Origin of the sequence: Sulfitobacter sp. (assembly GCF_041552635.1) — a bacterium.
Classification (GTDB): domain Bacteria; phylum Pseudomonadota; class Alphaproteobacteria; order Rhodobacterales; family Rhodobacteraceae; genus Sulfitobacter.
Genome location: NZ_JBFEKM010000299.1, coordinates 1 through 2,699, shown reverse-complemented (window position 1 = coordinate 2,699; position 2,699 = coordinate 1). Strand labels below are relative to the sequence as shown.

Sequence of the window (2,699 nt, the reverse complement as noted above, 5' to 3'; positions counted from 1 at the left end):
CTTCAATATCGAAGTCTCCGGTGCGGCCACGCGGGTCGAGGGAACAGCCAAGCCGACCTTCCGTTACGAGATTTTGAACAAGCCGGACAGCATTCCAACGAACAGCCCGATCACCTATGAGGTCGAGTTCCTGGCGAATTCCTGGAAAGACAGCGCCAATTCGCTGGGAGCCCGTGAAATCGAACGCTTTAGCGTGCTGCGCGCCCTTGGCAACGGCTTTGGCGCGGCAGAGTTTGAATTGGCCCGTCTTGCGGCTGCGCAGGCGGCGTCAATCGCGCTGGCCAAGCCGTTTTCGGGTGCCACGGTGGATGCGACGCAGTTAAACGCTGCAGGGTTTATCGACGTGACCTTCCGTACGACTGTCGGGCAGCGCCTAAATGTTGCGACCATCGACGGCAACGAAATCCGGATCTCGGCCGTGGGCGGTGCTGCGAATGTCGGCGGTGTCATTGGGGTCGCGCAGGTTTCGGCGACGACATGGCGCTACTTCATTGCGGCCAAGCCGCCTGCGCCCGTCGTGGGTGTGCCGGCCAGCCCGGTTGGCGCTGCTGCGAATACACTGTCGAACGCGGCGTTCAGTGTCGGTGATGTACAGGTCGACTTTATCGCGGGCACTTGGTCTTACGATCAGGACCGGACCGGTCTGCCGACGACAACCGTTCTGTTCGGTGCCGTGGATGGGGTGACCGTGACGGACCGCACCATCAACAACGCCGCAAGCGTGGGCACTGCCGCCGATCCGCTGCGGGTGCAATATGCGTCGGTCTTTACGGTTGCCAACATTCCTGAAGTGCAGACCAGTGGCCTGTCGTTCAACATTGGTCCGGTCACGATTGAATCTCCTTCGGTCGGCCTTGATAAGCTGGCGTTCAAGGATGGCCGTCTAATCCTGACGATTGCGATTGGTGCCGATCGCGCGGCCCTTGCCTTTGGCAGCACGCCACCCCAAGGCGGCACCCCGTCTAACACCGGTGGCACAAGCGTCGTGATCAACGGTCTGCTGGTCAAGTTCGACGTAGGAATTGATGTGCTGGCGGCGGTCACGGGTGGCGAGCCTGACATCGGCTTTACCGGCAAGTGGGAAGTGACGGCGGATAGCTTGATCGGCACCGTGCCAGAGGTTCTGACCTTTGAAGCGTTCAACATCAAGATCGGCTATGATCCCGATTATGACGCGACAAAGGATCTGCTGAACACGCTGGAGGGTGCGGGCCAGAAGCTGGTCGAGATCGGCACCGTGCGCGTCACCTTCCCAAGCTTTGGGCTGACGGGGCTGATTACGGGGACAGCACTTACACCGGGTTTGATTGTCTATGAAAATGGGTTCAGCCTGAAGACGGCGCAGCTGATCTATGGCGGGTTGAACAGCAACCCGACGGCGGCCTCGGCCACACGCACCGACAGCCAGACTGGCCCAATCCGGTTTGGCAGCCTGCTTGAGTTTGATGATCTGCGCATCGGTGTCACAGACTTTAGCGTCGTGTTCGGTCAGGCCGTAAACTTCAACGGGTCGATCTTCTTTGCCTCTGGCGGGGCAAAGTTCGCGCCCGGCAAACCGATTTCCGCAGATATCCGCGACCGCACCGGCCCGGAACTGACCGATACCGTCGGTGCTCCCGATACAGAGGCGATCCGCCTTGGTCTGACCTTCACCAATGGTGTGGTCGACGGCTTTATCTGGCGGATGGACACATTCCGCATCACGCTGGGGCCGAACCTTGTTCTGACGGGGCAGGACCTGAACCTTGATACCGGTGCCGCCGCTGACGAAGAGCTGATCAGCTTTGCCGCGATCGGTGCCGAACTGACTGTTGGGTCTGTGACGCTGGTCGGCGAGGCGCGCCAGTTTGCGTTCCTCGGTGATGGGACGTTCGTTACCAAGCGTGGATTTGGCGTGTTTATCGGCGTCGGGTCGGCCACGGGTGCCACGTTCAAGTGGCCAGCATGGCTGCCGATCCGGATCACCGAGATTGGCGTGCAGTGGGCTGACATTCAGGCTGCCCCTGAGAAATTCGTTCTGACCCTGTCGGCGACCATCACGGGTCTGCAAGGCAATGCCGGCCTGAAGTTCGAAGGCACCGTCAGAGGTATCCAGATCGACGTGGGCGCGCTGATCGCGGGGGATAACCCGATCATCGGGATTGAATCCCTTGGTGTGTCCATCTCGGGCAATGTCTTTGGCGGCGAGATCGAAGGCACGTTGATCGGCGGGATCATCAAGGTTGATGCAAACGGCAACGAGATCGGGGTGCTTGATACGGAGACCGTTGTCGCCGACCGCGTGTTCTTTATCGGGGTCGAGGCAGGGTATTCCGTCGCGGGCCTGTCCGGCTTTACCATCCGCTTTGCGCTCAGCGAACTTGGCCCGCTTGGCGTACTGGTGACGGCACAAATTCCGGGCGGTATCCTGCTCGAGCCGATCTCGGGTCTGACCATCAACAACTTCACCGGCGGCGTTGATTTCTTCACCAGCCTGCCGGACATCACCACACCGGGCGAATTGACGGGCCCAGCGTTCCAGTTGCCAGCGAACGTAAGTGTTGATGGATGGCTGGACATGGTGCGCGGTCAAGTGCTGACGCAATACCGTCTGGTGCAGGCGAACCCGTCGCAAAGCGGTTTTGCCGCGGCCTTCCAAGCCCCGATGGTGATTACAGGCAGTGCAAAGCTTTATTCGATCTACACATCCGAGCTGACGT

1 protein-coding gene is annotated in these 2,699 nt (G+C 60.1%); it reads left to right on the top strand.

The genetic code is table 11. The annotated features are described in order from the left end of the window. Positions 1–2,699: hypothetical protein (locus ABYT07_RS20305; protein ID WP_372993820.1), on the top strand; the 2,699-nt coding region annotated here is incomplete at both ends.